Origin of the sequence: Cupriavidus malaysiensis, from assembly GCF_001854325.1 — a bacterium.
GTDB lineage: Bacteria > Pseudomonadota > Gammaproteobacteria > Burkholderiales > Burkholderiaceae > Cupriavidus > Cupriavidus malaysiensis.
Window position 1 is genome coordinate 1,115,937 of sequence record NZ_CP017755.1, and the last position, 25,545, is coordinate 1,141,481.

A 25,545-nucleotide genomic window follows, 5' to 3' on the forward strand; every position below is an offset into this window, starting at 1 on the left:
GGCGCGGGCGCGAACCATCGTTTGCCGGCCCGCGGCGGGGTCGATCACGCCGCCATCGCGCGGCGCGCCGCATCGACGATGCGCGCCACGCTCGGCATGTAGAGCGCCTCCTGCCGCGCCAGCGGCACCACGGTGTCGTAGCCGGTCACGCGCAGCACCGGCGCGGCCAGCGAGTAGAGGCCGGCATCGGCCAGGCCGGCGGCGATCTCCGCGCCGAAGCCGGCCGTGCGCGGCGCCTCGTGCACGATCACGCAGCGGCCGGTGCGTGCCACCGACGCCAGGATGGTGTCGAGATCGAGCGGCTTGAGCGTGGCCACATCGATGACCGCGGCCGAGATGCCTTCCTGTTCGAGCTGGCCGGCCGCGGCCAGCGTCTCCTGCAGCATCGCGCCCCAGCTCACCAGTGTCAGGTCGCTGCCGTCGCGCAGGGTGAAGCAGGCATCCAGCGGCAGCGCCTGGCCATCGTCGGCGACCTCCTGGCGGAACAGCCGGTACAGGCGGGTCGGCTCGAGGAAGATCACCGGGTCGGGGTCGCGGATGGCAGCCAGCAGCAGGCCGTAGGCGCGTGCCGGCGAGGAGGGGATCACCACGCGGATGCCCGGCATGTGGGCGAACATGGCCTCGGGACTTTCAGAATGGTGCTCGGGCGCGTGGATGCCGGCGCCGAACGGGGAGCGCAGCACCATCGGACAGCTCAGGCGCCCGCGGCTGCGATGGCGCAGGCGGCCCGCGTGGTTGATGATGTGGTCGATCGCCGGATAGATGAAGCCGGTGAACTGGATCTCCGCCACCGGCTTCAGCCCCATGGCCGCCATGCCGACCGCGGCGCCGGCGATGCCGGATTCCGCCAGCGGGGTGTCGATCACGCGCTGCGCGCCGAAGCGGGCCTGCAGGCCCACGGTGGCGCGGAACACGCCGCCGTTGACCCCGATGTCCTCACCCAGCAGCACGACGCTCGGGTCGCGTGCCAGTTCGTGGGCCAGGGCCTGGTTGACGGCTTCTACCAGATGGATCTCGGCCATGGTGTGCTTGCCTCGCTAAGGTTGGCGCCGTTTCCGCTTGCTGGCGTCGTTTGCCCGGTGCCTTGCATGCCGTGCGCTCATCGGCGGTACGGGAAGTCCGGCGTCCGCCTCAAGGCGGCGTGTCCGTGCCCGCGAAACGCTGCGCCATGGCGAGCTGGCCGGCCAGCGCCGCCGGCAGCGTGGCGTAGAGATGCTCGAACATGGCCGCCGGCGCGGGCATGGGCGTGGCCAGGTAGGCTTCGACCGCCTGCGCCACCTGCTGCGCGCAGTCCTTGATGAGCGCTTCTTCGCGCGCCGCATCCCACGCGCCGAGGCTGGCCAGATAGTTGCGCAGGCGCAGCACCGGTTCCTGTGCCCAGTGCGCTTTCACGCTGGCTTCGTCGCGGTAGCGGCTGGCGTCGTCGGCGGTGGTGTGGTCGCCCAGCCGGTAGGTGATGGCCTCGATCAGCGAGGGGCCATCGCCCGCGCGCGCGCGTTCCAGCGCTTGCGCGGCGGCCTGGCGCACGGCGACGATGTCGTTGCCGTCGACCTGGCGGCCGGGCACACCGGCGGCGATGGCCTTCTGTGCCAGCGTCTGCGCCGCCGTCTGCGCCGCGCGCGGCATCGAGATGGCCCATTGGTTGTTGCTGACCACCAGCACCATCGGCACGCGCCAGGCGCCGGCCAGGTTCATGCCCTCGTAGAAATCGCCCTTGGAGGTGCCGCCATCGCCGAGCAGGCAGACCGCGGCGCGCGCCTCGCCGCGCAGGCGGAAGGCGTAGGCCGCGCCCGCGGCGTGGCACACCTGGGTGGCGATCGGCACGTTGTTGGGAAAGTCGTGGGGCGCCGCGGCGAAATGGCTGCCGCGCTCGTCGCCGCCCCAGTACAGCAGGCTCTCCGTCATGGTGACGCCGCGCACGAATTGCGCGGCATGGTCGCGGTAGGAGGGCACCAGCACGTCCTCGGGCCGCATCGCGCTGGCCACGCCGACCCCGATCGCTTCCTGGCCGATGGCCGAGGCGAAGGTGCCGATCTTGCCAGTACGCTGCAGGGCGATGGCCTTCAGGTCGAAATGCCGCGCCAGCACCATCGCGCGGTAGAGCGGCAGCAGCGCCGCGGGGTCGCGCGCGAAGGCGGGAAGATCCTGCTTGGGTTCACCGCGTGCATCGAGGTACTGCGTGTAGCCGATCTCAAAGCTTGCCACCGTGCCCATGCCGAGCCCCCTGTCGCATTGCCGCTTGCGCACCGCAGCACCAGCCACGCCGCCACGGCGGAGCGGTGCGATGCTGTTTCGAGTGTAGGGCAAGCGTGGAAAAGCGTCGTGGTGCGCGCGCGGCCAATGTACGGCAGAGCGCCATGCCATCGGTGCGCCTGGGCGAAGCGGAGACCGTGCGCGTGCGGACGCGGCGGCGTGACAGCGATGGCGGGTGGGTTTGCCGGATACCGGCGAGGAGGGGATGCAGAAGGGGGGGGGTGGTGCCCATGGGCAGGATCGAACTGCCGACCTCTCCCTTACCAAGGGAGTGCTCTACCACTGAGCCACATGGGCATCTGCCGTGAAGGCAATGCAAAAAAACTCTGGAGCGGGAGACGAGTCTCGAACTCGCGACCTCAACCTTGGCAAGGTTGCGCTCTACCAACTGAGCTACTCCCGCTTGGAGTGGCTCCCCGACCTGGGCTCGAACCAGGGACCTACGGATTAACAGTCCGGCGCTCTACCGACTGAGCTATCGGGGATTTGTTCCGCTGTCTCAGCGTTTGCTGCTGCAGCGGAGGCCGGATTGTACAACAGGTTTTTCGCGCGTGGGAAGCCCCCTGATCGAACTTCTTGAAAATCGCGATTGAGGCGCTTGTCGCGCAGCGGCGCACATGATGTGCGTGATGGATGCGCGCGGATGCGCGCGCAGGAACCATGTCACCAGCGTGCGCGATGGATGTGCGCTGTATGTGCCGAGGTGTGCGGCGGCCGGTGCGCCGATGGTGGCGATGGTGGCGATGGTGGCGATGGTGGCGATGGTGGCGATGGTGGCGATGGCTGCCATCGCCGCATCGCCTGGCGCCGTTCCGTGAAGGCGATGCGCAGCGCGAGCGCGCCCGGCACGGTGCCCATCACGTAGCGCTGCGCCAGCAGACAGCGCTCGCTGCGCGAGCGGCGGGTCGTGATGCCGGCGGCGTCGAGCACCAGCATCAGGTTGACGCTGCCGCTGACGCCGATCTGCACGGCGCCGCGCTGCAGGGTCTGCAGCAGGAGCGAGCCCTTTGCCGGATGCGGGCCGCCGCGCGCCCGGCGCGGTGTCACGGCCAACGCCACTACTGCGACTACTGCGACTACTGCCACTACTTGCTGTGGTCGCGACTGTCGCCGCCGATGGCGTCGACGATGATCATGGTGCGGTCGAGCATGCCGCGATCGTCGAAGTAGGCGCTGAAATGCGCCGGCTGGTAGCCGCTGACGTACATGCGGTAGGACCAGGCCTCGCGCTTCATCAGCGGGTAGTACTGGATCGGCTCGCGCGGCATGCCGAAGCGCTCGGCCACATCATGCTTGGTCCACAGGCCCGGGCGCGCCTGGTAGATCTCCTGTTCCGTCAGCATCTGGCGGAAGCCGGCCAGCCTGCCGGCAGCGTCGAAGTCGGCCGCATAGACCTCGTAGCCGAGCGGCTGCTTGGAGTAGATCCAGCGCGTCTTGCCGTCGGCCAGCTGGTAGGTCTCGGTCGGCGCGCCGAAGGTGTCGCGCACGGAACTTTGCGGGCTGCCGATCATCTTCTCGGCGGTCTGCACGGGTTGCAGCGTGGCGCAGGCGCTCACAGCGGCGGTGGCCAGGGCCGCGGCGATCCAGGGCGCAAAACGAAAGGGCATGACGATCCTCCAGCATCGGCCGGATCCGGCGCACGGTCCGGCCGTGCGTTCAGCATAGTCCACCTGCGGGACGGCGCGGCTGCTCCGACAAGTGTGCGCGTTCCCACCAGCCATAACGCGCTCGGAGGGCGCTTTATTCCGCACGGGCAGGTCGGCGGGGCGCATCAGGTGGAAGTCGGCGCCGGAATCGCCGGCGCCCGGCGGATGGAGGCGGGCAGCAGCGCGAGCGAGGAGGCGGCGGCGCCCGCCTGCAGCGAGCGGCGCAGGAAGGGGCGCAGGAAGCGGCGGCGTTGATCGTCGTGTGTCATGGCGGTGGGCGTGGTCGGGCGGCCGTTGGCCTCGCGTGGCGCGCCGCTGGCGAGGTGGGCCGAAGATAAGCGACAGGCGCTTGTCCCGCCCGCGGCGGGCTGCGGTATGTCCCGCCCGCGGCAGGCTGCGGTAGGATCGCGGCTCCGACCGTTGTTCTGCTGTCCTCACCGCGAGACCGCCATGTCCTTCCCCGCCGAGACTCCCGTTCCTCCCTATTACGCCGTGATCTTCACCAGCACCCGCACGCCGGGCGACGAGGGCTACGGCGCCATGGCCGACCACATGGAGCAGCTGGCCGCGACCATGCCGGGCTTCCTCGGCGTGGAGTCGGTGCGCGATGCCGGCAGCGCCGGCGCGCCCGGCATCACGGTGGCCTACTGGGCCTCGCTGGAGGCCATCGCGGGCTGGAAGGCCCATGGCGAGCACCAGCTGGCGCAGCGGCTGGGGCGCGAGCGCTGGTACGAGGACTACCGCGTGCGGGTGTGCAAGGTCGAGCGCGAATACGGTTTCTCGCGTGCCGCAGACGCGGGCGCTCCTGCCGGTGAGGCCGTCCGGGCTCGCTGAGGCGCGGCGCCGGCCTGGTGCCGTGCCCCAACCTTTGCGCGCCTTGCCGGGCCGCGGCTGCTTCATGTTGCGGTGCGGCATCGAAAGGCTTCGCGCGAGGATGTATGCAGTTGCGTGCGGATGGGCACGCGTTAGGTCCTGCTGGTGCCAGGAAGGCCCGTTTCCTGTGCCCGGGTCCAAGGCCTGCGCGGAGGCCCAGTTGATGCACCATTTCTGTGCATTCGTATTGCGACTGCAATGAATGCAGTAGTTTTCAGGCATTTGAAAGCAAAATCAGGCAAAATCCCGGATTTACTTGTCCGACTGCGATCCAGCCGGCGGGGCTTTTCCCTTAGATCCAGACCTTGAGGTAAGCAATGAGTGACCAGCAACCGACCATCATTTACACGCTGACCGACGAAGCACCCTTGCTGGCGACCAGTGCCTTCCTGCCGATCATCCGCACCTTCACGGCACCGGCCGGCATCAACGTCGCCACCAGCGACATCTCGCTGGCCGGCCGTATCCTGGGCGAGTTCCCCGAACTCCTGACCGAAGAGCAGCGCGTCCCCGACAACCTGGCCGAACTCGGCCGCATGACCCTGCTGCCGGACACCAACATCATCAAGCTGCCGAACATCAGCGCATCGGTGGCCCAGCTGAAGGCCGCGGTCAAGGAACTGCAGGGCAAGGGCTACCAGCTGCCGGACGTGCCGGACGAGCCCAAGAACGACGAAGAGAAGGCACTCAAGGCGCGCTACTCGAAGTGCCTGGGCTCGGCGGTGAACCCGGTCCTGCGCGAAGGCAACTCCGACCGCCGCGCGCCGGCGGCGGTGAAGAACTACGCCAAGAAGCATCCGCATTCGATGGGCGAGTGGAAGCAATGGTCGCGCACCCATGTCTCGCACATGGAGCACGGTGACTTCTACCATGGCGAGAAGTCGCTGACGCTGGACCGCGCGCGCGATGTCAAGATGGAGCTAGTCACCAAGAGCGGCAAGGCCATCGTGCTCAAGCCGAAGGTCGCGTTGCTGAACGGCGAGATCATCGACTCGATGTTCATGAGCAAGAAGGCGCTGTGCGAGTTCTACGAGCAGCAGCTCGAGGACTGCCGCCAGGCCGGCATCCTGTTCTCGCTGCACGTCAAGGCGACCATGATGAAGGTCTCGCACCCGATCGTGTTCGGCCACTGCGTCAAGATCTACTACAAGGAAGCCTTCGAGAAGCACGGCAAGCTGTTCGACGAGCTGGGCATCAACGTCAACAACGGCATGGTCGATCTCTACGAGAAGATCAAGACCCTGCCGGAGTCCAAGCACGAAGAGATCATCCGCGACCTGCACGCCTGCCAGGAGCACCGCCCGGCGCTGGCCATGGTCGATTCGGCCAAGGGCATCACCAACTTCCACTCGCCCAACGACGTGATCGTGGATGCCTCCATGCCCGCGATGATCCGCCAGGGCGGCAAGATGTGGGGCGCCGACGGCAAGCCCTATGACTGCAAGGCCGTGATGCCCGAGTCGACCTTCGCCCGCATCTACCAGGAGATGATCAGCTTCTGCAAGTGGCACGGCAACTTCGACCCGCGCACCATGGGCACGGTGCCGAACGTCGGCCTGATGGCGCAGAAGGCCGAGGAGTACGGTTCGCACGACAAGACCTTCGAGATCCCCGAAGACGGCGTCGCCAACATCACCGACCTGGCCACCGGCGAAGTGCTGCTGTCGCAGAACGTCGAGGCGGGTGACATCTGGCGCATGTGCCAGGTCAAGGACGCGCCGATCCGCGACTGGGTCAAGCTGGCCGTCACGCGCGCGCGCAACTCGGGCATGCCGGCGGTGTTCTGGCTCGACTCGTACCGTCCGCATGAGAACGAGCTGATCAAGAAGGTCGAAGCCTACCTGAAGGACCACGACACCAGCGGCCTGGATATCCAGATCATGTCGCAGGTGCGCGCGATGCGCTACACGCTGGAACGCGTGGCACGCGGCCTGGACACCATCTCGGTGACCGGCAACATCCTGCGCGACTACCTGACCGACCTGTTCCCGATCATGGAACTGGGCACCAGCGCCAAGATGCTGTCGATCGTGCCGCTGATGGCCGGTGGCGGCATGTACGAAACCGGCGCCGGCGGTTCGGCGCCCAAGCACGTGCAGCAGCTGGTCGAGGAGAACCACCTGCGCTGGGATTCGCTGGGCGAGTTCCTGGCCCTGGCGGTGTCGCTGGAAGAGCTGGGCATCAAGAACGACAACGCCCGCGCCAAGATCCTGGCCAAGACCCTGGACGAAGCCACCGGCAAGCTGCTGGACCTCAACAAGTCGCCGTCGCGCCGCACCGGTGAGCTGGACAACCGTGGCAGCCAGTTCTACCTGGCCATGTACTGGGCCCAGGCACTGGCCGCGCAGACCGAGGACGCCGAGCTGGCGGCCAAGTTCGCCGAGCTGGCCAAGACGCTGACCGCCAACGAGAAGACCATCGTCGGCGAGCTGTCCGACGTGCAGGGCAAGCCGGCGGACATCGGCGGCTACTACATGCCCGATGCCGCCAAGCTGGAAGGCGTGATGCGCCCCAGCAAGACGCTGAACAACGCGCTGGCGGCCGTTTCGGCCTGAGGCAGCGTGCCGGCGGCCCGTCCCCCAAGCCGGGGCGGGCCGTCCACGTGATGCGTATCGAGCGGAACGCCGCAGCCCGATGGGCTGCGGCGTTTTTTTTCGGGCGGCGCTGGACCTCGTTCGGCCGGCCTTGCCGGCCCCGGCCGGACCGCGGCAGCGGCCTGCCGTCAGGCAGGATGGCGGCCGTCGGTGGCATCGGCGGCAGGCTGCTGCCGGCGCCGGTACGCGCCCAGCCCCAGCACGACGCTGGCCAGCGCGCAGGCGGCAAACAGCCAGCCGCTCCAGATGGCGCCGTCCATGCCGGCGGCGGCGATCATCCGGCCTCCTGCCGCCGCGCCCAGCACCACGCCCAGGTTGGCGGCCGAGATGAACAGGCTGGTGGCGAACTCCGGCGCCTCGGGCGCGGCCGCGGCCATCCAGGTCTGGCTGACCACCAGTCCGCTGGTATGCGCGGCGCCCCACAGCAGGCATAGCGGCACCATGATGGCGGCGTGCGGCGAGCCGAAGCCGTGCAGCGCCGCATAGGCGAGCGCCAGCAGGACGGGATGCAGCAGCACGGTAAGGTTGCGGCGGCGCTCCAGCCAGCGGCCGGCCACCAGGTTGCCGAGCACGCCGCCGGCGCCGAACACCAGCAGCAGCATGCCGATGGCCTCGCCGCCCAGCCCGGTCGCGCGGGCCAGGTATTCCGCCGCATAGCTGTACACGGAGAACATGGCGGCGAACAGGCTCACCGTGGTCGCGCTGGCGAGCCACAGGCCGGGCTTGCGCAGGATGCGCAGCGGCGCCGGTGCGCGCGCCGCCGGTGCCTCCTGGGGAGACGGCGAGGATGGCGAGGACGGCGACGGCGGAGCGGGTGCGGCGGACGGCAGGGCGCGCCAGATGCCGGCGGCGGCCACCAGGTTCACCACGGCGCAGCACAGGAACGAGGCTTCGTAGGAAAAGCGCGCGGCCACCCAGGTGGTCAGCGGCACGCCGAGCACCAGGCCCATGCTGGTGCCGACGAAGGCCATCGCGGTGGCATGCGCCGCGCGTGCCGGCGGGTAGAGCGAGATGGCGGCGGCGAAGGCGACGGCGAAGAAGACCGGGTGCAGCAGTGCGGCCGGCACGCGCAGCGCCATCAGGCTGCCCAGGTCCGGCGCCCAGGCCGATAGCGCGCTGCACAGGCTGAAGGCCAGCAGCGCGCCGGCCAGCACGCGGCGCCGGTCGAAGCGCGACAGCCACAGCACCATGGCCGGCCCCAGCACCGCGACCAGCGCGGCAAAGACGCCTACCAGCGCGCCTGCCTGCGCCACCGTGACGCCATAACGCGCCATGATCGCCGGCAGGATACCGACCACGCCGAACTCGACGGTATAGAGGCCGAACAGGCCGAGGGCGATGAAGAAGAGCGGGCGCCCGGGTGCCGGTGGCGTGTTCAGGTGCGAACTCATGCCCGTACCTCCGCGGTGGCATCGACGGCATCGCGCAGGTCCGTGGCGAAGCGTCCCGACCTGCCCTCGTACAGGGTGCCGGTGAAGGCCGCCACGCTCAGGCCGCGCGCGCGGTCGACGAACCACGGATGGCCATCGGCGCCGCCCCAGCGCCAGCTGCCCGCTGCGCCGATGCGCGCGGACAGGTCGCGGCCCGCCGCCGCGATGGGGGCGGAGGCGGGCCGGGAGGGCGGGGCGGTGGCAATGGAGAGAGAGTCGGGGCGGTGCGGCATCGGCGTTTCCTTGTGTCGGTTCACGATGCCGCCACGATAGAAAGCCGGCGACTAAAGAAAAAGTCGGGTAGAGTTCCTGGCTCTGCGGACAAAAATGTCCGCAATCGGTGTCAATCAACCGGCATAATCAATATCGATCGATGCTGCAGGCGGCCGTCCGGTGCGGCCTCGCAGCCGGCAAGGCGGGAGCATGGACGAGCACAGCGACAACCTCAAGGACAGCCTGGGCGGCTTCGCGGTCTTCGTGCAGGTGGCCGAGGCGCGCAGCTTCGTGGTGGCGGGCAGGCAGCTGGGCGTGTCGGCCTCGGCGGTGGGCAAGAGCGTGGCGCGCCTGGAGGAGAAGCTGGGGGTGCGGCTGTTCCATCGCAGCACGCGCAGCATCACGCTGACGGCCGAAGGCGCGCTCTTCCTGGAGCGCTGCCGCCGCATCCTGGCGGAGATCGAGGCGGCCGAGCTGGAACTGTCGCATGCCACCGCCGCGCCGCGCGGGCGCCTGCGCGTGAGCCTGCCGCTGGTCAGTTCGCTGATGCTGCCGGTACTGGCCGGCTTCATGCGGGAGTACCCCGAAGTCCAGCTCGACCTGGACTTCACCGACCGCATGGTGGATGTGATCGAGGAGGGTTTCGATGCCGTGGTGCGCACCGGCGAGCCGGCCGATTCGCGGCTGGCGGCGCGCACCCTGGGCAGCTTCCGGCAACTGCTGGTGGCCTCGCCCGCCTACCTGCGCGAGCACGGCGAACCCAGGCACCCGCAGGACCTGCTGCGGCACCGCTGCCTGCAATACCGCTTTCCCAATTCCGGCAAGCTGGAGATCTGGCCGTGGCGGCCGGGTGTGCCCGCGCAGGAACTGCAGCTGCCCGCCACCATGATCTGCAACAACATCGAGACGCGGCTGTGCTTCGCGCTCCAGGGCCTGGGCATCGCCTCCCTGCCGGAGTTCGCCATGCGCGAGCCGCTCGCCGACGGCCGCCTGCGCACCGTGCTGGACGAATATGTGGCCGGCAGCGGCACCTTCCGCGTGCTGTGGCCGGCCAGCCGCCAGCCGGCGCCCAAGCTGCGCGCCTTCATCGACTTCCTGAGCGCGCATGTGTTTCCCGTGGCGCCGCCGCCAGCGCCGGCCACGCCGCGGCGGCGGGCCGGGGGCAGGGCGCGGGCGCGCCTCAGGCCAGGTGCGGGATCGCCACCTCGGGATTGACGTCGGCCTCGTAGTCCACGCCGGCCATGGCGAAGCCGAACAGGCGCAGGAACTCGGTCTTGTAGCCGGCGAAGTCGGTCAGCGTGTACAGGTTGTCGTCGCGCACCGCGTTCCACAGTTGCTGCACCTGCGCCTGCACGTCGGCGGCCAGCTCCTTGTCATCGGCGCGCAGGCGGCCCTCCTCGTCCAGCAGCGGCTGGCTGCCGTACAGGCTGTCCTTGAGCAGGCGGTAGACCTGCTCGATGCAGCCTTCGTGCGTGCCCTTTTCCTTCATCACCTTGAGCAGCAGCGACAGGTAGAGCGCCATCATCGGGATGGCCGAGCTGGCCTGCGTGACCACCGCCTTGAGCACTGCCACGCGCGCGTCGCCGCCGCGCGGCGCGAGGCGGGCGCGGATGCCGAGCACCTTCTGGTCGAGGTCCTTCTTGGCGGCGCCGATGGAGCCGTTCCAGTAGATGTCGTGGGTGATCTGCTCGCCCAGGTAGGTGAAGGCCGTGGTCTTGGCGCCGTCGGCCAGCACGCCGGCCTCGTCGAGCGCGTCGATCCACATCTGCCAGTCCTCGCCGCCCATGACCGCCACGGTGTCGTCGATCTCCTGCTGGGTGGCCGGCTCCAGCACGGTTTCCTTGACCACCTCCTTGTCGGTGTTGATGCCGCGCAGGGTGACGGACTTGCCCACCGGCTTGAGGGTGGAGCTGTAGACGGTACCGGTCTTCGGATGGGTGCGGCGCGGCGACGCCAGGCTGTAGACCACCAGGTCGACCTGGCCGAGATCGCGGCGGATCAGCTCGATGGTCTGCTGCTTGATCTCGTCGGAGAAGGCGTCACCGTTGATGCTCTTGGCATAGCGGCCCTCGGCGGTGGCGAACTTGTCGAAGGCGGCGGTGTTGTACCAGCCGGCCGTGCCGGGCTTGCCCGCGCTGCCGGCGCGCTCGAAGAACACGCCGAGCGTGTCGGCGCCGCAGCCGAAGGCCGCCGTGATGCGCGCGGCCAGGCCGTAGCCGGTCGATGCGCCGATCACCAGGACCTTCTTCGGGCCGCCGGCGATGGGGCCGCTCGCCTTGACGTAGGCGATCTGTTCCTGCACGTTGGCCTCGCAGCCGACGGGGTGGGTGCTCACGCAGATGAAGCCGCGTACGCGGGGTTTGATGATCATGGAAGCCTCGCTAGTCGCTTGTTGGGTGCTGCGCCAGCGGCATGCCGGCGAAAAAACCCGTGCATTGTAAAGGAGGCCGGCCCTGGCCCCGTCGTCAGGGCCAGGCGAGGCCGCGCGCAGCCCCGGCTCGCCCGTGGCGCGCATGTCGCTTCGATACAAGCCGGCGGCGGCCGCACCCGCTACCGTATCGCCATGACCGCGCCTGGTCCGCCGGGCCGGATTCCCCGCATTCCTCTCACGCATAGCCATGGCCGATCCTGCTGCTTCTTCCTCCGCCTCTTCCTCCGCCTCTCCCTCCGCTTCTCCTGCCGCTTCCCCTGCTGCTTCCTCGCCCTTTTCCCTCGAACGCGATGGCTTCGTGCTGACCCGCCTCGACGGCGTGCTCGCCGCAGCGCAGCGCAACAGCTTGTGGTACCTGTCCTTCGGGCTGGCCTGCTGCGCGGTCGAGATGATGCATGCCGCCAGCGCCCGCTATGATATGGACCGCTTCGGCATGATTCCGCGTGCCTCGCCGCGCCACTGCGACCTGATGATCGTGGCGGGCACACTGACCAACAAGATGGCGCCGGCCATGCGCAAGGTCTATGACCAGATGGCCGAGCCGCGCTATGTGCTTTCGATGGGATCCTGCGCCAATGGTGGCGGCTACTATCACTACAGCTATTCGGTGGTGCGCGGATGCGACCGCATCGTCCCGGTCGACGTCTACGTGCCGGGCTGCCCGCCGACGGCGGAGGCCTTGCTCTATGGACTGCTGCAACTGCAACGCAAGGTGGGCCGGCGGGCGGCTGGCGGCGCGCCCGCGGCGCTGGCGCGCCGCTGAGTGCCGGGACGGGCGGCATGGCTGAGGCCGATCGCCTGCTGGCACCCCGGTCCGCGCTGCGCGGCCTGGTGAGCGGCATCTTCACGGAGGCCGGGCGCCACGGCCCGATGCTGTTCCCGGCCACGCCGAGCCCGTCGCTGACCGTCTTCCTCTGCGGCGCCTCGATCCACGAGGACGGCCGGGCCTTCGCGCACAGCTTGCTGGCCGGCCCGCAGGGGCGGGCGCGCTGGGCGAGCATGCTGCCGGGCACCGCCTTCGTCACCGCCCTGTTCCGTCCGGGGGCGCTGCCGCGCGTGCTGGTGCCGGGCGGCCTGCCAGAGATGGACGAGGCGGGCGAACTGGCCGCCTTCCTGCCGCAGGCCGAAGCGGATGCGCTGGTGCAGGCGGTGCGGCGGCACGGCACCATGGCCGGCGCGGTGACGGCGCTGGAGGATTGGCTGCTGGCGCGCACGGCACGCCCGCCACGCCGGCGCGGCGGCGACCTGTGGCTGCCGCCCGCGGCCATCGCCATGCCGATCGCCGCGGTGGCGGCCGGCACGGGCCGCAGCCCGCGCCAGGCGGAACGCCTGTTCCGCCAGACCTTCGGCGCCTCCCAGCGGGAACTGCGTGCCTTGCTGCGTTATGGCCGCATGCTCGGGGGTCTGCTCGCCGGCACGGCGACGCACGGCCTGGGTGCGGCGGCGCTGGATTGCGGGTACTACGACCAGGCACAGATGGCGCGCGACATGCGCCGCTTCGCCGGGCTCTCGGCGCGCGAGGTGGCGGCCGCCGCGCGCGGCGGCGGCGGGCCGGCGTTGTCGATGTTCCGCTACGGCGAAGGGGAGCGCCGCCTGCTGCTGGGCTGAGCGCGCCGCGGCGCGGCCTGGCCGGGCCGGACGGCGGTCGCTGCCTCGAAGAAGGCCAGCAGCGCGCGCACGCGCGCGGTGCGGCCACGCCGGCCCGGCACCAGCAGCATCACCGGGGCGCTGTCGAACTGCCAGCCGGGCAGCACGCGCACCAGGGTGCCGGCCGCGATCGCTTCGCTCACATCCCATTCCGATCGCAGCACCAGTCCCAGTCCGGCCTCTGCCCAGGCGCGCGCGACCGCGCCGTCGTTGGTGGTGTAGGCGGGCGCAATGCGTAACGCTTGGCGTGGTGCGGCGCGCGTGCGCCTGGCCGCGGCCGCCGCCTTCCCATCCGGTGGCGCCAGCCGGTAGTGCCAGAGCGTGTTGTCCTCGTCGTTTTCGCGGATGCAGATGCAGGCGTGCGCCAGCAGGTCGCGCGGCTCGGCCGGCGTGCCGTGCGCGCGCAGGTAGGCCGGGCTCGCGCACAGCCAGCGTTCGTTCGCTGCCAGCGTGCGCGCGATCCAGGAGGAATCGCGCACCTTTCCGACGTGGATCACCGCGTCGGAGTCGTGGCGGTCCGGCCAGGGCGTCTCGCGCAGGTCGAGCTGCAGGCGCAGGCCCGGATGCTGGCGCGCGAACTGCGCCAGCAGCGGCGCCACATGCCGCCGCCCGTAGCCGAACGGCGCGGCGATGCGCAGCGTGCCGGTCAGGCGCTGGTCTTCGCGCTGGAACGATTCCGGCAGCGCCTCGAGCTGCGCCAGCAGCGCGGCGCCTTGCTCGGCGAAGCGCTCGCCTTCCGGCGTGAGGCTCAGGCGGCGCGCGGTCCGGGTCGCCAGCGTCAGCCCCAGGGTGGCTTCCAGCTTGCGCAGCCGGATCGACAACGCCGGCGGCGTCACATTGAGCGCGCGCGCCGCGGCGCTGAGCGATGGCGCTTGCGCCAGGGCCTCGACCAGGCGCAGGTCCTCGATCTGGATCATTAAGCTGGGTTTAACGATTGATGTTCCTGCATTTAACCACGAAACGGCGGGAGCTTCCTACACTGTGGTCCGTCCGCGGCGCACCGCCAGCGCGGCGCTGCGAGGTCGAGTGGCGGCGCGCCCGGGCATTGCGGCGGGCCCTGCCGGGACGACCGCAGCCACAAGCAAGACCACAGCCATCACCATAGCCATCACCACAGCCCCAGGAGCACGACCGCATGGACACCATGGCAACTCTCGCTCAACCGCAGGCGCCGGCGTGGCCGCGCGCCGTCCTGTTCGACCTGCTCACGGCCCTGCTCGACTCCTGGACCGTGTGGAATGCCGCCGCCGGTTCCGTGGCGCAGGGCAGGGCGTGGCGCGCGGCCTACCTGCGCCGCACCTATGGCTGCGGCGCCTATGTGGGCTATGAGCAGCTCGTGCGCGAAGCCGCCGCCGAGGTCGGCCTGCCCGCTGCGGCGCCGCTGGCGCTGGAAGCCGCCTGGGACACGCTGACGCCGTGGGATGGCGCGCGTGAACTGCTGCAGGCCCTGCGCCCGCACTGCCGGCTGGCGGTCGTCACCAACTGCTCGGAGCGCCTGGGGCAGCGTGCCGCCACGCGCCTCGGCATCGACTGCGACACGGTCGTCACCTCGGAGACGGCCGGCTTCTACAAGCCCGACCCGCGTCCCTACCGGCTCGCGCTGCAGCGTCTCGGCGTGGCGGCGCACCAGGCGGCCTTCGTCGCCGGCTCCGGCTACGACCTGTTCGGCACCGCCGCCGTCGGCCTGCGCACCTTCTGGCACAACCGCGTCGGCCTGGCCCTGCCGGAGGGCGCGCCCGCGCCCGCGGCGCAGGCGGCCACGCTGGCGCCGGCGCTGGCCTGGCTGCGCGGCGGGCAGGACTGATCGTCCCGCCACCTGATTGCCGCCGAGGCATCGCCCCGGCACCCGCCACACGATTCCCGTCATTCCCATCACCAACATGGTCAACACAGACGATATGGACCCGCTCCCGGCCTCGCTGGCCCAGGCCGAGACACCCGCCGCGGTGATCGACCTGGACCGCATGCAGCACAACATCTCCCGCATGCAGCAGCGCATGGACGCGCTGGGCGTGGCCTTCCGGCCCCACGCCAAGACCAGCAAGTGCATCCCCGTGGTGCAGGCGCAGATCGCCGCCGGCGCGCGCGGCATCACGGTCTCGACGCTGAAGGAGGCCGAGCACTTCTTCGCCGCGGGCATTGCCGACATCCTCTACGCGGTCGGCATGGTGCCCGGCAAGCTGGCGCAGGCGCTGGCGCTGCGGCGCCAGGGCTGCGACCTGAAGATCCTGTGCGACAGCGTGGCCTCGGCGGAGGCCATCGTGGCCTGCGGTGCGGCGCATGGCGAGGCTTTCGAGGTGTGGATCGAGATCGACTCGGACGGCCACCGCTCCGGCATCCGCGCCGACGAGCCCGCGCTGCTGCAGGTGGCGCGCGTGCTGCACGAGGGCGGCGCGCGCCTGGGCGGCGTGATGACGCACGCCGGCTCCAGCTACGACCTCGATACGCCGGCGGCGCTGGCGGCCATGGCCGAGCAGGAGCGCGCCGCCTGCGTGCTGGCGGCGCAGCGGCTGCGCGCGGCCGGGCTGCCGTGCCCGGTGGTCAGCGTCGGCTCCACGCCGACGGCCTTGTCGGCAAGTCAGCTCGACGGCGTGACCGAGGTGCGCGCGGGGGTCTATGTCTTCTTCGATCTCGTCATGCGCAATATCGGCGTCTGCCGCGAGCAGGACATCGCGCTGAGCGTGCTGACCACGGTGATCGGCCACCAGCCGGAGAAGGGCTGGGCCATCGTCGACGCCGGCTGGATGGCGATGAGCCGCGACCGCGGCACGCAGAAGCAGAAGCAGGACTTCGGCTATGGCCAGGTGTGCGACGCCGCCGGCCAGGTGCTGGAAGGCTATACGCTGGTCGGGGCGAACCAGGAGCACGGCATCCTGGCGCGCAGCGGCGAGCCCGACCGCGATATCGCCGCGCGCTTCCCGCTCGGCACGGTACTGCGCATCCTGCCCAACCATGCCTGCGCCACCGGGGCGCAGTTCCCCGCCTACCGCGCCTGCCGCGCGGACGGCACCACCGAACGCTGGGAGCGCGTCCATGGCTGGTGAGCACGACTCCAAGACTCCGCAGCCGTCGCTGCCGCCGCCTGGCGGCCACTACAGCCACGCGGTACGCGCCAACGGCTTCGTCTTCGTCTCGGGGCAGCTGCCGATCACGCCGGACGGGTGCAAACTGGGCGATGCCCCGTTCGAGGTCCAGGCGCGCCAGGTGCTGGCCAATGTGGCGGCGGCCCTGCGGCAGGCCGGCAGCGACGTCGGCCTGCTGGTGCAGGTGCGCGTCTATCTCGACGATGTCGCCAACTGGTCGGCGTTCAATGCGATCTATGCGGATTGGGCTGGCGCGGCAAGGCCGGCGCGCGCCGTGGTGCCGACCGGCCCGCTGCACTTCGGCCTCAAGGTCGAGGTGGAAGCGGTGGCCTTGGCCGGGCCGGAGCCGGGCGCGAGCTGAGGGGAGTGGCGGCGATTGCCGCGGATGACCGCGGCAGATGAAAAAAGCCCGCGCCGGAGCGCGGGCTTTCTTCCCATCCTGGCCGCTCAGCGCTGGTACGCGGGCGGCAGGAAGCCGGCGAAGCGCTGTTGCGTCACGGTCTTGAACTCGGCCGATTGGTACGCCGCGCGGATGTCCTTGACGTAGGGCTTGTTCAGGTCGGCCGTACGCACCGCCACCAGGTTCATGTAGTAGTCGGGGATCTTTTCCAGCGACAGGGCCTCGGTCAGCTTGAGGCCGGAGGCCAGCGCGAAGTTGCCGTTGACGAAGGCGTAGTCGACGTCATCGAGCGAGCGCGGCAACTGCGCCGCTTCGAGCTGGATCAGCTTGAGCTTGTGCGGGTTGCCTTCGATGTCACGCTCGCTGGCGCGGATCGGATCGGTGCCGGCCTTCAGCGTGATCCAGCCGAACTGCTGCAGCATGGCGATCGCACGCGCCAGGTTGGTCGGGTCGTTGGGCAGCGACACGCTGGCGCCGCTCTTCACCTCGCCCAGCGACTTGTGCTTGCGGCTGTAGATGCCGATCGGCGCGGTCGGTACCTGGACCACGTCGGAGAGCTGCAGCTTGCGGTCGGCGGAGAACTTCTTCAGGTAAGCCACGTGCTGGAAGGCATTGGCGTCGATGGCGCTGTCGGCCAGCGCCAGGTTCGGCTGCACGTAGTCGCTGAACTCGACGATGGTGACCTTGTAGCCCTGCTTTTCCAGGATGGGCTTGATGCCGTAGCGGATCTGGTCCGAGTACGGGCCGGCGGTGGCGCCGAAGCGGATTTCCTTCTTGTCCGGATCGGCCGCGCCCGCCGTGTGCATGATGCCCAGTGCGCCGATTGCCAGTGCCGCGGCCACGAGCCGTTTTGCGATGCCGGATGCCATATGCTGCTGCTCCCCTGAATGTTCTGTCTGGTTGTTGGACGGCGGCGGGTGCCGCTCGGGTCGGGCCATTGTAGGGGCGCCCCGGTGCACGGGAAACGAGTAATTCATCATGCCCATATGCCGTGGGTGCATAAGGGCGGGACGGCATACCCTTATGGCGAATCGATGGTTGGCCGGCGCCTGCCGGGCCCGTATGATGAAACCGTCTCCTCCTCGCCATCCAGGCTGGGATTGCGGCCCGCCGGGCGGATGCCTCGAGCGGGCCTTTTCTTTGGCGTCCGCTTTCCCGCCGCGAACGGCCGGGGCTCCGGCGTCCCTGCCGATGCCGTCCCTGACCGAATGCATGCCACGACCATGAACCCGCTTGAAGATGCCGCGCCCGGCGCGCTGGCCGCAGTGCGCTATGTGCTGACCGACATGGACGACACCCTGACCTTCCACGGCCGGCTTGCCGCCGCCACCTACGGCGCGCTGGAGCGCCTGCAGGCAGCGGGCATCCGCGTGATTCCCGTCACCGCCGCGCCGGCAGGGTGGTGCGACCAGATGGCGCGCATGTGGCCGGTCGATGCCGTGATCGGCGAGAACGGCGGGTTGTGCTTCGCGCGCGGGCCGGACGGCGACCTGGTGCGCCACTACTGGCTGGAGGCGGCGCAGCGGCAGGCCGCCGACGCGGCCCTGGACAGCGTGCGCCGGCGCGCGCTGGCGGCGCTGCCGCAGGCACGCGTGGCGAGCGACCAGCCGTTCCGCCAGACCGGGCTGGCCTTTGCCAGGCCTGCCGACGCGGACCAGGTAGCGCGCCTGCGTGGCTTCTTCGCCGAGGCGGGGGCCGACTCGACCGTCAATTCGCTGTGGGTGCTGGGCTGGCTGGGAGGGTATGACAAGCTGGCCATGGCGCGGCGCAGCCTCGGCCTGCTGTACGGCGTCGACCTGGATGCGGTGCGCGCCCAGGTGATGTATGTCGGCGATTCGACCAACGATGCGCCGATGTTCTCGTTCTTCGCACACACCGTGGGCGTGAGCACGGTGGTGGACTATCTCGACACGCTGCCGGTGCCCCCGCGCTGGATCACGCGGGGTCCGGGCGGCGCCGGCTTCGTCGAGGCCGCCGAGGCGGTGCTGCGCGACGCGGCGCGCTAGCGCTGCCCCGGGGCCCGGCGCCGCGTGCCTCAGGCCGCTGCCAGGGCGCGCTCGAGGTCCTCGATCAGGTCGTCGATATGCTCGATGCCGATCGACAGGCGCACCATGTCCTCGCTGACGCCGGCCGCCTTCAGCTCGGCGGCGTCGAGCTGGCGGTGCGTGGTCGAGGCCGGGTGGGTGGCCAGCGACTTGGCGTCGCCGATGTTGACCAGGCGCGTGAACAGTTGCAGCGCGTCGAGGAAGCGCGCGCCCGCCTCGCGGCCGCCTTCCTTCAGGCCGAAGGACAGGATGCCCGGGCCGCGACCGCCCAGGTAGCGCTGTACCAGCGCGTGGTCCGGGTGCTCGGGCAGGCCGGCGAAGTTGACCCAGCCCACCTTGGCGTTGCCCTGCAGGTGGCGCGCCACCGCCAGCGCGTTCTCGGTGATGCGGTCCAGGCGCAGCGCCAGCGTCTCGATGCCTTGCAGGATCAGGAAGGCGTTGAAGGGCGACAGCGCCGCGCCGGTATTGCGCAGCGGCACCACGCGCGCGCGGCCGATGTAGGCCGCCGCGCCCAGCGCCTCGGTGTAGACCACGCCGTGGTAGGACACATCGGGCTCGTTCAGGCGCTTGAAGCGCTCCTTGTGCTCGGCCCAGGGGAACTTGCCGCTGTCGACGATGGCGCCGCCCACGCTGTTGCCGTGGCCGCCCAGGTACTTGGTCAGCGAGTGCACGACGATGTCGGCGCCATGCTCGAAGGGGCGGCACAGGTAGGGCGAGGGCACCGTGTTGTCGACGATCAGCGGCACGCCGTGCGCGTGGGCGACCTCGGCGATGGCCGCGATGTCGACCACGTTGCCGAGCGGGTTGCCCACCGACTCGACGAAGATGGCCTTGGTGCGCGCGTCGATGCGCTCGGCGAAGGCGGCCGGATCGCGGCCGTCGACGAAGCGCGTCTCGATGCCGGACTGCGGCAGCGTGTGGGCCAGCAGGTTGTAGGTGCCGCCGTAGAGCTGGCTGGCCGACAGGATGTTGTCGCCGGCCTCCGCGATGGTCTGGATCGCGTAGGTGATGGCCGCCATGCCCGAGGCCAGCGCCAGCGCGCCGACGCCGCCCTCGAGCGCGGCCAGGCGCTGTTCGAGCACGTCGTTGGTCGGGTTCATGATGCGGCTGTAGATATTGCCCGGCACCTTCAGGTCGAACAGGTCGGCGCCATGCTGTGCGCTGTCGAAGGCATAGGCGACGGTCTGGTAGATCGGCACGGCGACGGCGCGCGTGGTCGGGTCGGGGGAGTAGCCGCCGTGGACGGCAAGGGTTTCGAGTCTCATGATGTCGTTATGGGTGAAAGTCAGAAAAAAGGCACGGCGCTGCGCATGGTAGCAGCGCCGCCGCCCGGGCGGCACCCCGCCGTGGCGCGGGCCGCCGCCGTCGTCGTTCCGTCCCGATCTACTGGCGGGCGACCGGGACGTTGTGGACGATGGGGGCGATGGGGAAACTGGCCTGCCACACGTTGTCGCTGACGCGGATGGTGGACGGGATCAGCTTCTGCTGGTGGAACAGGTCGGCCACCTGTTGCTGCACCAGCACGACCTCGGCCGTGATCGGCGTCACACCGTAGGGCACGCGCTTGAGCCAGGCCTCGACCACCGGCGCTTCCAGGCCCAGGCTGGGCGCCAGCAGCGCCGCCGTCTCGCCGGGGTGCGCCACCACCCACTGGCCGCTTTCGCGCAACTGCGCCAGGATGGCGTTGACCACGCGCGGCTCGCGTTCGGTGAAGGCGCGCGCCGCCTCGTAGAAGTTGTAGGGCGAGGGCACGCCTTCGTAGTCGGCCAGCGTGCGCACCTTGAGCGCGCGCTGCGCCAGCGCGTAGTACGGGTCCCATACCACCCAGGCATCCACCGCGCCGCTCTCGAAGGCCGCGCGCGCATCGGCCGGCGGCAGGTAGACCGGCTGGATATCCTGCAGCGACAGGCCGTTCTTCTTCAGCAGCTGCACCAGCAGGTAGTTCGAGCTGGAGCCCTTCTGCAGCGCCACGCGCTTGCCCTTGAGCTCGGCCACCGAACGGATCGGCGAACTGGCCGGCACGAACAGCGCTTCATTGCTCTTGCCGCCCGGCTCCGCGCCCACATAGACGAAACTGGCCTTGGCCGCCTGCGCGAACACCGCCGGCGGGGCGCCGGTGTAGCCGAAGTCGATGCTGCCGGCGTTGAGGGCCTCCAGCAACTGCGGTCCGGCGGGGAATTCCTTCCACTCCACCTTGTAATGCAGCGGTGCCAGTTTCTGCTCCAGCGTGCCCTGCGCCTTCAGCACCGCCAGCAGGCCGGCCTTCTGGAAACCGATGCGCACGGTCTGCTCGGCCGCCTGCGCCACGCCGGTGGCCGCGGTGCTGGCGGCGAAGGCCAGCAGGGCCAGCGCGGCCGGGCGCAGCAGGGCGCGCAGCCAGCGGCCGGCGCGGCGGTCCCGCTTGCCGTCGGGGTGGGCCGGCGCGGTGATCGTGTGCGAAGGGGATAGCGGCAAATGCATCGATTTCTCCAATTCCTGTGGCTCTGGATGGCTATGGTTGCGAAATCGCGTCCGCGAGGGAAGGAAGCTTGTCGCATTTGCTTAGAACCGGTGCGCCAGGCGGGGCGCCGGTGGGGGATGGGGCGGTGCGAGTGCGAGGCGCGTGTCCCCGCGCAGGCGGCGACGCGCCTGCCCGTCGGATCCGCATGGCCTGTTGCGCATCACATCGCCTTCGTGCCATGCCATGCGGGCCGGCGGAGCGCTGAATTCCGCGTGCCTGGCGCCCTTAGCTGAGGTCGCGCCGGGGCGGTCGGTCAGATCGACGGGGTCACGCAGCCGAACGCTGCCTTGGTGGAGGCGGTTTCCGCGGCCGCGCCGTCGATGCTGGAGCTGGCCGGCGATCTGACCCGGGAGGTCAGTGCGTTCCGGCTCGGGCTGCCGCCGGTCGGCCGGGTTCTTGCGGTGGCCGCCCCAGGGTGGCATCGGGGTGATGCCGACCGCCACGTGGCCCCGGCCGCGCCAAGCGTCTGAATCTATATTCAAAAAAACTGAATATTAAATCCGGATTTCATCCGCAACGCCTTCGATGGCCAGCCCTATAGTTACGTCAACGGGCAGCAATCAACCAAGAAGACGCGGCCCGGCGAGATTCAAATCCTTTAATGATTTGCTGACTGCCTCGGAGAGAAATCATGGCCTCGAACACCACCCTGAAGATTGCATCCGCCCTCCTGCTGTCGCTGGCCGCGCTCGGCGCGGCCCGGGCCGACACGGTGCCCGCCGACAAGTACGGCTACGTCTACCGCCAGGCCGCCTCGGCCGACACCTATGGCTACGGCCTGCGCGGCAAGGTGTCCGGCGATGACTACGGCTATACCTTCCGCAGCCACGACGTCTTCACCGATGGCGCCCGCAAGGTGGCCGGACTGGACCGCAGCGGTGTGTCGTCCGAGCCGGCGCGTAGCTTCGATCCCTACCAGGAGGGCGCCCGCGCGCGCACGGCCTGAGCGGCCTGAGCGGCCTGAGTGTCCCGGCGCCGCCGCTGGCGGGAATCCGACAAGAACAGCGACAGCGCGCAAGGCCTGGCCTTGCGCGCTGTTCTGTTTGCCCTTGCTTGCCCTTGTTTGCCCGCTTCCCATTTCCCTTCCCGGGGGCTTCAGGCGGCAGCCCGCTGCCGCACCGCCGGATGCACCGGCCGCGCCAGTCCCAGGTGCTCGCGCAAGGTGCGGCCCTCGTACTCCTCGCGGAACAGCCCGCGCCGGCGCAGTTCCGGCAGCACCAGGTCGATGAAGTCGTCGAGGCCGCCCGGCAGCCACGGCGGCATGATGTTGAAGCCGTCGGCGGCGCCGCCTTCGAACCAGGCCTGGAGCTGGTCGGCGATCGAGGCCGGGGTGCCGTGGATGGACCAATGCCCGCGCGCGGTGGCCACGCGCAGGTAGAGCTGGCGGATGGTCAGGCTTTCGCGCCGCGCCAGTCCGGTCACCAGCTGGAAGCGGCTCTTGGCGCCGTTGGGCTCGGGCAGGTCGTCGGGCAGCGGGCCGTCGAGCGGGTAGCCGGACAGGTCCACGCCGCCCAGGTTCTGCGATAGCAGCGCCAGGCCGACGCTGGGGTGGATCAGTGCCTGCAGCGCTTCGAACTTCTCCTGCGCCTCGGCTTCGCTGCGTCCCACCACCGGGAACACGCCGGGCAGGATCTTGAGCTGGTCGGGCGTGCGCCCGTAGCGCGCCAGGCGCGCCTTCAGGCCGCTGTAGAAGGCCTGGGCGTCCGCCAGCGACTGCTGCGCGGTGAAGATGACCTCGGCGGTGCGCGCGGCCAGTTCCTGGCCGGCTTCGGACGAGCCGGCCTGCACCACCACCGGATGGCCCTGCGGCGGCCGCGCCACGTTGAGCGGGCCGCGCACCTGGAAATGCGCGCCGCGGTGCTCCAGCGCGTGCAGCTTGCCGCTGTCGAAATGCAGGCCGCTGTCCTTGTCGTACAGCAGCGCATCGTCCTCCCAGCTGTCCCACAGGCCGTTCACCACGTCGACGAATTCCTCGGCGCGGGCATAGCGGTCCGCATGTTCCGGGTGGTGCTCGAGGTTGAAGTTGCGCGCTTCGGCGTCGGACCAGGAGGTGACGACGTTCCAGCCGGCGCGCCCGCCGCTGAGGTGGTCGAGCGAGGCGAACTTGCGCGCCACGTGGAAGGGCTCGTTGTAAGTGGTCGACACGGTGGCCACCAGGCCGATGCGTTCGGTCACCGCGGCCAGCGCCGACAGCAGCGTGAGCGGCTCGAAGGTGGCCGCGCGCGCGGTGCGCGGCAGCGTGGCATCGCTCATGCCGCGGATGGCCACGCCGTCGGCGAGGAACACGGCATCGAACCTGGCGGCCTCGGCGCGCCGGGCCAGGCGCGCGTAGTGGGCGAAGTTCTGGCCGGCATCGGCCTGGGCGCCGGGATGGCGCCAGCCGGCGACGTGGTGGCCGGTGGCCTGCAGGAAGGCGCCGAGATGCAGCTGGCGCGGGGCGCGGGGCTGGGACATCGCCGGCATCTCCCTCAGGCGGCGCGCGCCGCGTGGTCCGTGCCGTGCGCGCTGTTGGCGCTGTCGCCCTCCGCACCGGCCTGCGACGGCACCGGCTTGAGCGCCACGCTGCGGCGCCCGTCGACGCTGACCGGCACGTCCCCGGCGATGGTCACGCGCCGCACCACGCGCAGCGCGTCGCCGTAGTCGTTGATGGCGTAGTGCTGGGTGGCGCGGTTGTCCCAGATGGCGACGTCGCCCTCGCGCCAGCGCCAGCGCACCGTGTTTTCCAGCCGGTGCACATGGCCTTGCAGCACGGCGATCAGGTGTGCCGAGTCGACCGAGGTGTAGCCCAGCAGCTTCTTGACGAAGTGGCCCAGCACCAGGGTGCGCTCGCCGGTCTCGGGGTGCACGCGTACCACCGGATGCTCGGTCTCGTACAGGGTCGAGGTGAAGACCTCGCGGTAGCGGCGCAGGCCCTCGTCGTTGTGCACCAGGGTGCGGCTGGCGGCGTAGTCGTAGTCGTTGGTGTGCAGGGCCCACAGCTTGTCGGCCAGCTGCCGCAGGGGCTCGGGCAGGTCGAGGTAGGCGGCCGCGGTATTGGCCCAGACGGTGTCGCCGCCGGCGGCGGGGATGGTCACGCCGCGCAGCACCGACACTTGCGGGTAGGCCACGTCGAAGGTCACGTCGGTGTGCCAGGAGTTGGCGCGGCCGCCGTGGCGCGAGTCGAGTTCGAGCAGGAACTGCGTGCCGTCGCGGACCGGCACGGTGGGGTGGGCCACGGGGGCGCCGAAGCGCTTGCCGAAGGCTTCCTGGCTGGCGTCGTCGAGGTGCTGCTGGTCGCGGAAGAACAGCACCTTGTGGCGCAGCAGCGCGGCGCGGATGGCGGCGAAGGTGCCGGCATCGAGATCGGCGCCCAGGCGCACGCCGCGGATCTCGGCGCCGATGCGCCCGGCGACCGGGTGCAGGTCGAGCGCCGGCAGGTCGGCGGATGCGGTGCCGGGGGCGGCTTGTGCTGTTTGTGCGGCTTGTGCTTGGGTCATGACGGGTCTCCGGGTGGGGAAAGGGCGCTGGGTGCGACCGGGCCGAGGGTTCGTGCCCGGTCGCCGTGACGGGACTGGCGGCGGCGCCGGCGCACGGCGGGCGGCCGCCTCAGATGGCGAAGCGGATGGAAGGCGGCAGCCGGTCCGAAGACTGCGCCGGCTCGGGCAGCACCGGCGCTTCCGCCAGTTCGGCCAGGCGCCCCGTGAATTCGCGCAGCACGTTGTCCTTGACGGTGGCGAAGGGCAGGGCGGCACGGTCGCGCGGATGGGCCAGGCCGACCGGCACAATGCGGCGCACACGTCCGGGGCGCGGCTCCATCACCACCACGCGGTCGCCCAGGAAGACGGCTTCCTCGACGTCATGGGTGACCAGGATCATGGTGATGCCTTCGGCCTGCCAGATGCGGTGCAGTTCCTGCTGCAGGTAGGCGCGGGTCAGCGCATCGAGCGCGCCGAAGGGTTCGTCCAGCAGCAGGATCTCCGGGCGCGTCACCAGCGCGCGGGCGATCGCCACGCGCTGCGACATGCCGCCCGAGAGCTGGTGCGGGTAGGCGCTCTCGAAGCCGGCCAGCCCGACCAGCTCGATGTGCTCCTGCACGTTGCGGCGCTTGTCGGCGTCGCTGCCCGGCGTATTGAGCAGGGCCAGGCGGATGTTCTGCTCGACCGTGAGCCAGGGAAACAGGCGATGCTCCTGGAACACGATGCCGCGCTGCAGGCTGGTGCCGACCACGCGCCGGCCGTCGAGCAGGATCTCGCCCTGGTAGTCCTCCTCCAGGCCCACCACCAGGCGCAGCAGCGTCGACTTGCCGCAGCCGCTGGCGCCGACGATGCTGACGAACTCGCCCGGCGAGATGGTCAGGTGGATGTCTTCCAGCACGGGCAGGGCTTCGCCCTTGACCTGGTATTGCTTGCGCAGGTGCTGGATGCTGAGGGTGCCGGCGTGGCCCATGGATT

General features: G+C 70.2%; 24 protein-coding genes, 3 tRNA genes and 1 pseudogene. 10 read left to right on the top strand and 18 right to left on the bottom strand.

Features of this window, described 5'->3' with window-relative positions; genetic code table 11:
* Nucleotides 1-44 precede the first annotated feature (44 nt).
* The 8 genes from BKK80_RS24570 to BKK80_RS36675 all read right to left on the bottom strand — a co-directional run bounded on the left by BKK80_RS24570 (nt 45) and on the right by BKK80_RS36675 (nt 4,168).
* On the bottom strand, nt 45-1,022 hold the full coding sequence (locus BKK80_RS24570; protein ID WP_071039613.1) for an alpha-ketoacid dehydrogenase subunit beta: 978 nt from the start codon (nt 1,020-1,022) through the stop codon (nt 45-47).
* A gap of 109 nt (nt 1,023-1,131) precedes the next feature.
* Entirely contained in the window at nt 1,132-2,214 is a 1,083-nt protein-coding gene (gene pdhA, locus BKK80_RS24575; protein ID WP_071071672.1) for a pyruvate dehydrogenase (acetyl-transferring) E1 component subunit alpha, read from the bottom strand.
* Nucleotides 2,215-2,475: 261 nt separating this feature from the next.
* Nucleotides 2,476-2,550, bottom strand: a tRNA-Thr gene (locus tag BKK80_RS24580).
* Between the two features lie 30 nt (nt 2,551-2,580).
* Nucleotides 2,581-2,656: transfer RNA gene (locus tag BKK80_RS24585), tRNA-Gly, on the bottom strand.
* A 6-nt stretch (nt 2,657-2,662) separates the two neighbouring features.
* Nucleotides 2,663-2,738: transfer RNA gene (locus BKK80_RS24590), tRNA-Asn, on the bottom strand.
* Nucleotides 2,739-2,916: 178 nt separating this feature from the next.
* Nucleotides 2,917-3,300: a hypothetical protein gene (locus BKK80_RS36670; protein ID WP_157903332.1), complete on the bottom strand. Its 384-nt coding sequence runs from the start codon at nt 3,298-3,300 to the stop codon at nt 2,917-2,919.
* A gap of 38 nt (nt 3,301-3,338) precedes the next feature.
* Nucleotides 3,339-3,860, bottom strand: coding sequence for a hypothetical protein (locus BKK80_RS24600; RefSeq protein ID WP_071021295.1), 522 nt, complete (start codon nt 3,858-3,860; stop codon nt 3,339-3,341).
* Nucleotides 3,861-4,024: 164 nt separating this feature from the next.
* Nucleotides 4,025-4,168 (bottom strand): hypothetical protein, encoded by a 144-nt coding sequence (locus BKK80_RS36675; RefSeq protein ID WP_157903333.1) that lies wholly within the window; start codon nt 4,166-4,168, stop codon nt 4,025-4,027.
* A gap of 181 nt (nt 4,169-4,349) precedes the next feature.
* On the opposite strand from BKK80_RS36675, the gene BKK80_RS24605 reads away from it, so the two are divergent.
* Together BKK80_RS24605 and BKK80_RS24610 are read left to right on the top strand one after the other, a co-directional pair.
* A complete protein-coding gene (locus BKK80_RS24605) occupies nt 4,350-4,733 on the top strand; it encodes an antibiotic biosynthesis monooxygenase family protein (protein WP_071021292.1) in 384 nt (127 codons plus the stop codon).
* Between the two features lie 356 nt (nt 4,734-5,089).
* Nucleotides 5,090-7,327, top strand: coding sequence for an NADP-dependent isocitrate dehydrogenase (locus BKK80_RS24610; protein WP_071021290.1), 2,238 nt, complete (start codon nt 5,090-5,092; stop codon nt 7,325-7,327).
* Nucleotides 7,328-7,494: 167 nt separating this feature from the next.
* Here the strand turns inward: BKK80_RS24610 and BKK80_RS24615 are convergent, their stop codons facing one another.
* Nucleotides 7,495-8,757: an MFS transporter gene (locus BKK80_RS24615; protein ID WP_071071675.1), complete on the bottom strand. Its 1,263-nt coding sequence runs from the start codon at nt 8,755-8,757 to the stop codon at nt 7,495-7,497.
* A pseudogene (locus BKK80_RS36680) lies at nt 8,754-8,924 on the bottom strand (serine hydrolase); the annotation flags it as partial. The gene BKK80_RS24615 and the pseudogene BKK80_RS36680, both read right to left, overlap by 4 nt.
* Before the next feature lie 295 nt (nt 8,925-9,219).
* Between BKK80_RS36680 and BKK80_RS24625 the strand changes: the two are divergent.
* Entirely contained in the window at nt 9,220-10,224 is a 1,005-nt protein-coding gene (locus BKK80_RS24625) for a LysR family transcriptional regulator (protein WP_071071679.1), read from the top strand.
* Here BKK80_RS24625 and fabV read toward each other — a convergent pair.
* On the bottom strand, nt 10,190-11,380 hold the full coding sequence (fabV, locus tag BKK80_RS24630) for an enoyl-ACP reductase FabV (protein ID WP_071071681.1): 1,191 nt from the start codon (nt 11,378-11,380) through the stop codon (nt 10,190-10,192). The two genes, BKK80_RS24625 and fabV, sit on opposite strands and share 35 nt — an antisense overlap.
* Nucleotides 11,381-11,738: 358 nt before the next feature.
* Here fabV and BKK80_RS24635 point away from each other — a divergent pair, with 358 nt between their 5' ends.
* Both BKK80_RS24635 and BKK80_RS24640 read left to right on the top strand, forming a co-directional pair.
* Nucleotides 11,739-12,203: a NuoB/complex I 20 kDa subunit family protein gene (locus BKK80_RS24635; RefSeq protein WP_071021283.1), complete on the top strand. Its 465-nt coding sequence runs from the start codon at nt 11,739-11,741 to the stop codon at nt 12,201-12,203.
* Nucleotides 12,204-12,220: 17 nt separating this feature from the next.
* Complete coding sequence (locus BKK80_RS24640; RefSeq protein ID WP_071071683.1) at nt 12,221-13,048, top strand: helix-turn-helix domain-containing protein; 828 nt, start codon at nt 12,221-12,223, stop codon at nt 13,046-13,048.
* On the opposite strand, the gene BKK80_RS24645 is transcribed toward BKK80_RS24640, so the two are convergent.
* A complete protein-coding gene (locus BKK80_RS24645; protein ID WP_071021277.1) occupies nt 13,012-14,004 on the bottom strand; it encodes a LysR family transcriptional regulator in 993 nt (330 codons plus the stop codon). The two genes, BKK80_RS24640 and BKK80_RS24645, sit on opposite strands and share 37 nt — an antisense overlap.
* A gap of 218 nt (nt 14,005-14,222) precedes the next feature.
* Here BKK80_RS24645 and BKK80_RS24650 point away from each other — a divergent pair, with 218 nt between their 5' ends.
* The 3 genes from BKK80_RS24650 to BKK80_RS24660 all read left to right on the top strand — a co-directional run bounded on the left by BKK80_RS24650 (nt 14,223) and on the right by BKK80_RS24660 (nt 16,531).
* Entirely contained in the window at nt 14,223-14,891 is a 669-nt protein-coding gene (locus BKK80_RS24650) for an HAD family hydrolase (RefSeq protein WP_236903953.1), read from the top strand.
* 94 nt (nt 14,892-14,985) lie between these two features.
* Entirely contained in the window at nt 14,986-16,131 is a 1,146-nt protein-coding gene (locus BKK80_RS24655; protein WP_071073281.1) for a DSD1 family PLP-dependent enzyme, read from the top strand.
* On the top strand, nt 16,121-16,531 hold the full coding sequence (locus BKK80_RS24660) for a RidA family protein (RefSeq protein ID WP_071021274.1): 411 nt from the start codon (nt 16,121-16,123) through the stop codon (nt 16,529-16,531). Before BKK80_RS24655 ends, BKK80_RS24660 begins: the two co-directional genes overlap by 11 nt.
* Nucleotides 16,532-16,617: 86 nt before the next feature.
* Here the strand turns inward: BKK80_RS24660 and BKK80_RS24665 are convergent, their stop codons facing one another.
* Entirely contained in the window at nt 16,618-17,439 is an 822-nt protein-coding gene (locus BKK80_RS24665; protein WP_071021271.1) for a MetQ/NlpA family ABC transporter substrate-binding protein, read from the bottom strand.
* Between the two features lie 354 nt (nt 17,440-17,793).
* Here BKK80_RS24665 and BKK80_RS24670 point away from each other — a divergent pair, with 354 nt between their 5' ends.
* Nucleotides 17,794-18,576 carry an HAD-IIB family hydrolase gene (locus BKK80_RS24670; protein WP_071022787.1) on the top strand — a complete coding sequence of 261 codons (783 nt, stop codon included), beginning with the start codon at nt 17,794-17,796 and terminating at the stop codon, nt 18,574-18,576.
* Between the two features lie 29 nt (nt 18,577-18,605).
* On the opposite strand, the gene BKK80_RS24675 is transcribed toward BKK80_RS24670, so the two are convergent.
* Both BKK80_RS24675 and BKK80_RS24680 read right to left on the bottom strand, forming a co-directional pair.
* Nucleotides 18,606-19,880: an O-acetylhomoserine aminocarboxypropyltransferase/cysteine synthase family protein gene (locus BKK80_RS24675; protein WP_071022784.1), complete on the bottom strand. Its 1,275-nt coding sequence runs from the start codon at nt 19,878-19,880 to the stop codon at nt 18,606-18,608.
* Nucleotides 19,881-19,998: 118 nt separating this feature from the next.
* Entirely contained in the window at nt 19,999-21,075 is a 1,077-nt protein-coding gene (locus BKK80_RS24680) for a sulfonate ABC transporter substrate-binding protein (protein ID WP_084545742.1), read from the bottom strand.
* A 671-nt stretch (nt 21,076-21,746) separates the two neighbouring features.
* Here BKK80_RS24680 and BKK80_RS24690 point away from each other — a divergent pair.
* Nucleotides 21,747-22,061, top strand: a complete 315-nt coding sequence (locus tag BKK80_RS24690; protein WP_071071687.1) for a hypothetical protein — start codon at nt 21,747-21,749, stop codon at nt 22,059-22,061.
* A gap of 149 nt (nt 22,062-22,210) precedes the next feature.
* On the opposite strand, the gene BKK80_RS24695 is transcribed toward BKK80_RS24690, so the two are convergent.
* The 3 genes from BKK80_RS24695 to BKK80_RS24705 form a co-directional block, all read right to left on the bottom strand.
* Nucleotides 22,211-23,569, bottom strand: coding sequence for an LLM class flavin-dependent oxidoreductase (locus tag BKK80_RS24695; RefSeq protein WP_071071690.1), 1,359 nt, complete (start codon nt 23,567-23,569; stop codon nt 22,211-22,213).
* A 14-nt stretch (nt 23,570-23,583) separates the two neighbouring features.
* Entirely contained in the window at nt 23,584-24,591 is a 1,008-nt protein-coding gene (locus tag BKK80_RS24700; protein WP_071071691.1) for a TauD/TfdA dioxygenase family protein, read from the bottom strand.
* Nucleotides 24,592-24,700: 109 nt separating this feature from the next.
* Nucleotides 24,701-25,540, bottom strand: coding sequence for an ABC transporter ATP-binding protein (locus BKK80_RS24705; RefSeq protein WP_071021260.1), 840 nt, complete (start codon nt 25,538-25,540; stop codon nt 24,701-24,703).
* Between the last annotated feature and the right edge of the window lie 5 nt (nt 25,541-25,545).

Excerpts from the sequence above, each read along its gene's own strand:
- BKK80_RS24570 (WP_071039613.1), bottom strand. The coding sequence starts at position 1,022 with ATGGCCGAGATCCATCTGGTAGAAGCCGTCAACCAGGCCCTGGCCCAC.
- pdhA (WP_071071672.1), bottom strand. The coding sequence starts at position 2,214 with ATGGGCACGGTGGCAAGCTTTGAGATCGGCTACACGCAGTACCTCGAT.
- BKK80_RS24600 (WP_071021295.1), bottom strand. The coding sequence starts at position 3,860 with ATGCCCTTTCGTTTTGCGCCCTGGATCGCCGCGGCCCTGGCCACCGCC.
- BKK80_RS36675 (WP_157903333.1), bottom strand. The coding sequence starts at position 4,168 with ATGACACACGACGATCAACGCCGCCGCTTCCTGCGCCCCTTCCTGCGC.
- BKK80_RS24605 (WP_071021292.1), top strand. The coding sequence starts at position 4,350 with ATGTCCTTCCCCGCCGAGACTCCCGTTCCTCCCTATTACGCCGTGATC.
- BKK80_RS24610 (WP_071021290.1), top strand. The coding sequence starts at position 5,090 with ATGAGTGACCAGCAACCGACCATCATTTACACGCTGACCGACGAAGCA.
- BKK80_RS24615 (WP_071071675.1), bottom strand. The coding sequence starts at position 8,757 with ATGAGTTCGCACCTGAACACGCCACCGGCACCCGGGCGCCCGCTCTTC.
- BKK80_RS24625 (WP_071071679.1), top strand. The coding sequence starts at position 9,220 with ATGGACGAGCACAGCGACAACCTCAAGGACAGCCTGGGCGGCTTCGCG.
- fabV (WP_071071681.1), bottom strand. The coding sequence starts at position 11,380 with ATGATCATCAAACCCCGCGTACGCGGCTTCATCTGCGTGAGCACCCAC.
- BKK80_RS24640 (WP_071071683.1), top strand. The coding sequence starts at position 12,221 with ATGGCTGAGGCCGATCGCCTGCTGGCACCCCGGTCCGCGCTGCGCGGC.
- BKK80_RS24645 (WP_071021277.1), bottom strand. The coding sequence starts at position 14,004 with ATGATCCAGATCGAGGACCTGCGCCTGGTCGAGGCCCTGGCGCAAGCG.
- BKK80_RS24650 (WP_236903953.1), top strand. The coding sequence starts at position 14,223 with ATGGACACCATGGCAACTCTCGCTCAACCGCAGGCGCCGGCGTGGCCG.
- BKK80_RS24655 (WP_071073281.1), top strand. The coding sequence starts at position 14,986 with ATGGACCCGCTCCCGGCCTCGCTGGCCCAGGCCGAGACACCCGCCGCG.
- BKK80_RS24660 (WP_071021274.1), top strand. The coding sequence starts at position 16,121 with ATGGCTGGTGAGCACGACTCCAAGACTCCGCAGCCGTCGCTGCCGCCG.
- BKK80_RS24665 (WP_071021271.1), bottom strand. The coding sequence starts at position 17,439 with ATGGCATCCGGCATCGCAAAACGGCTCGTGGCCGCGGCACTGGCAATC.
- BKK80_RS24670 (WP_071022787.1), top strand. The coding sequence starts at position 17,794 with ATGAACCCGCTTGAAGATGCCGCGCCCGGCGCGCTGGCCGCAGTGCGC.
- BKK80_RS24675 (WP_071022784.1), bottom strand. The coding sequence starts at position 19,880 with ATGAGACTCGAAACCCTTGCCGTCCACGGCGGCTACTCCCCCGACCCG.
- BKK80_RS24680 (WP_084545742.1), bottom strand. The coding sequence starts at position 21,075 with ATGCATTTGCCGCTATCCCCTTCGCACACGATCACCGCGCCGGCCCAC.
- BKK80_RS24690 (WP_071071687.1), top strand. The coding sequence starts at position 21,747 with ATGGCCTCGAACACCACCCTGAAGATTGCATCCGCCCTCCTGCTGTCG.
- BKK80_RS24695 (WP_071071690.1), bottom strand. The coding sequence starts at position 23,569 with ATGTCCCAGCCCCGCGCCCCGCGCCAGCTGCATCTCGGCGCCTTCCTG.
- BKK80_RS24700 (WP_071071691.1), bottom strand. The coding sequence starts at position 24,591 with ATGACCCAAGCACAAGCCGCACAAACAGCACAAGCCGCCCCCGGCACC.
- BKK80_RS24705 (WP_071021260.1), bottom strand. The coding sequence starts at position 25,540 with ATGGGCCACGCCGGCACCCTCAGCATCCAGCACCTGCGCAAGCAATAC.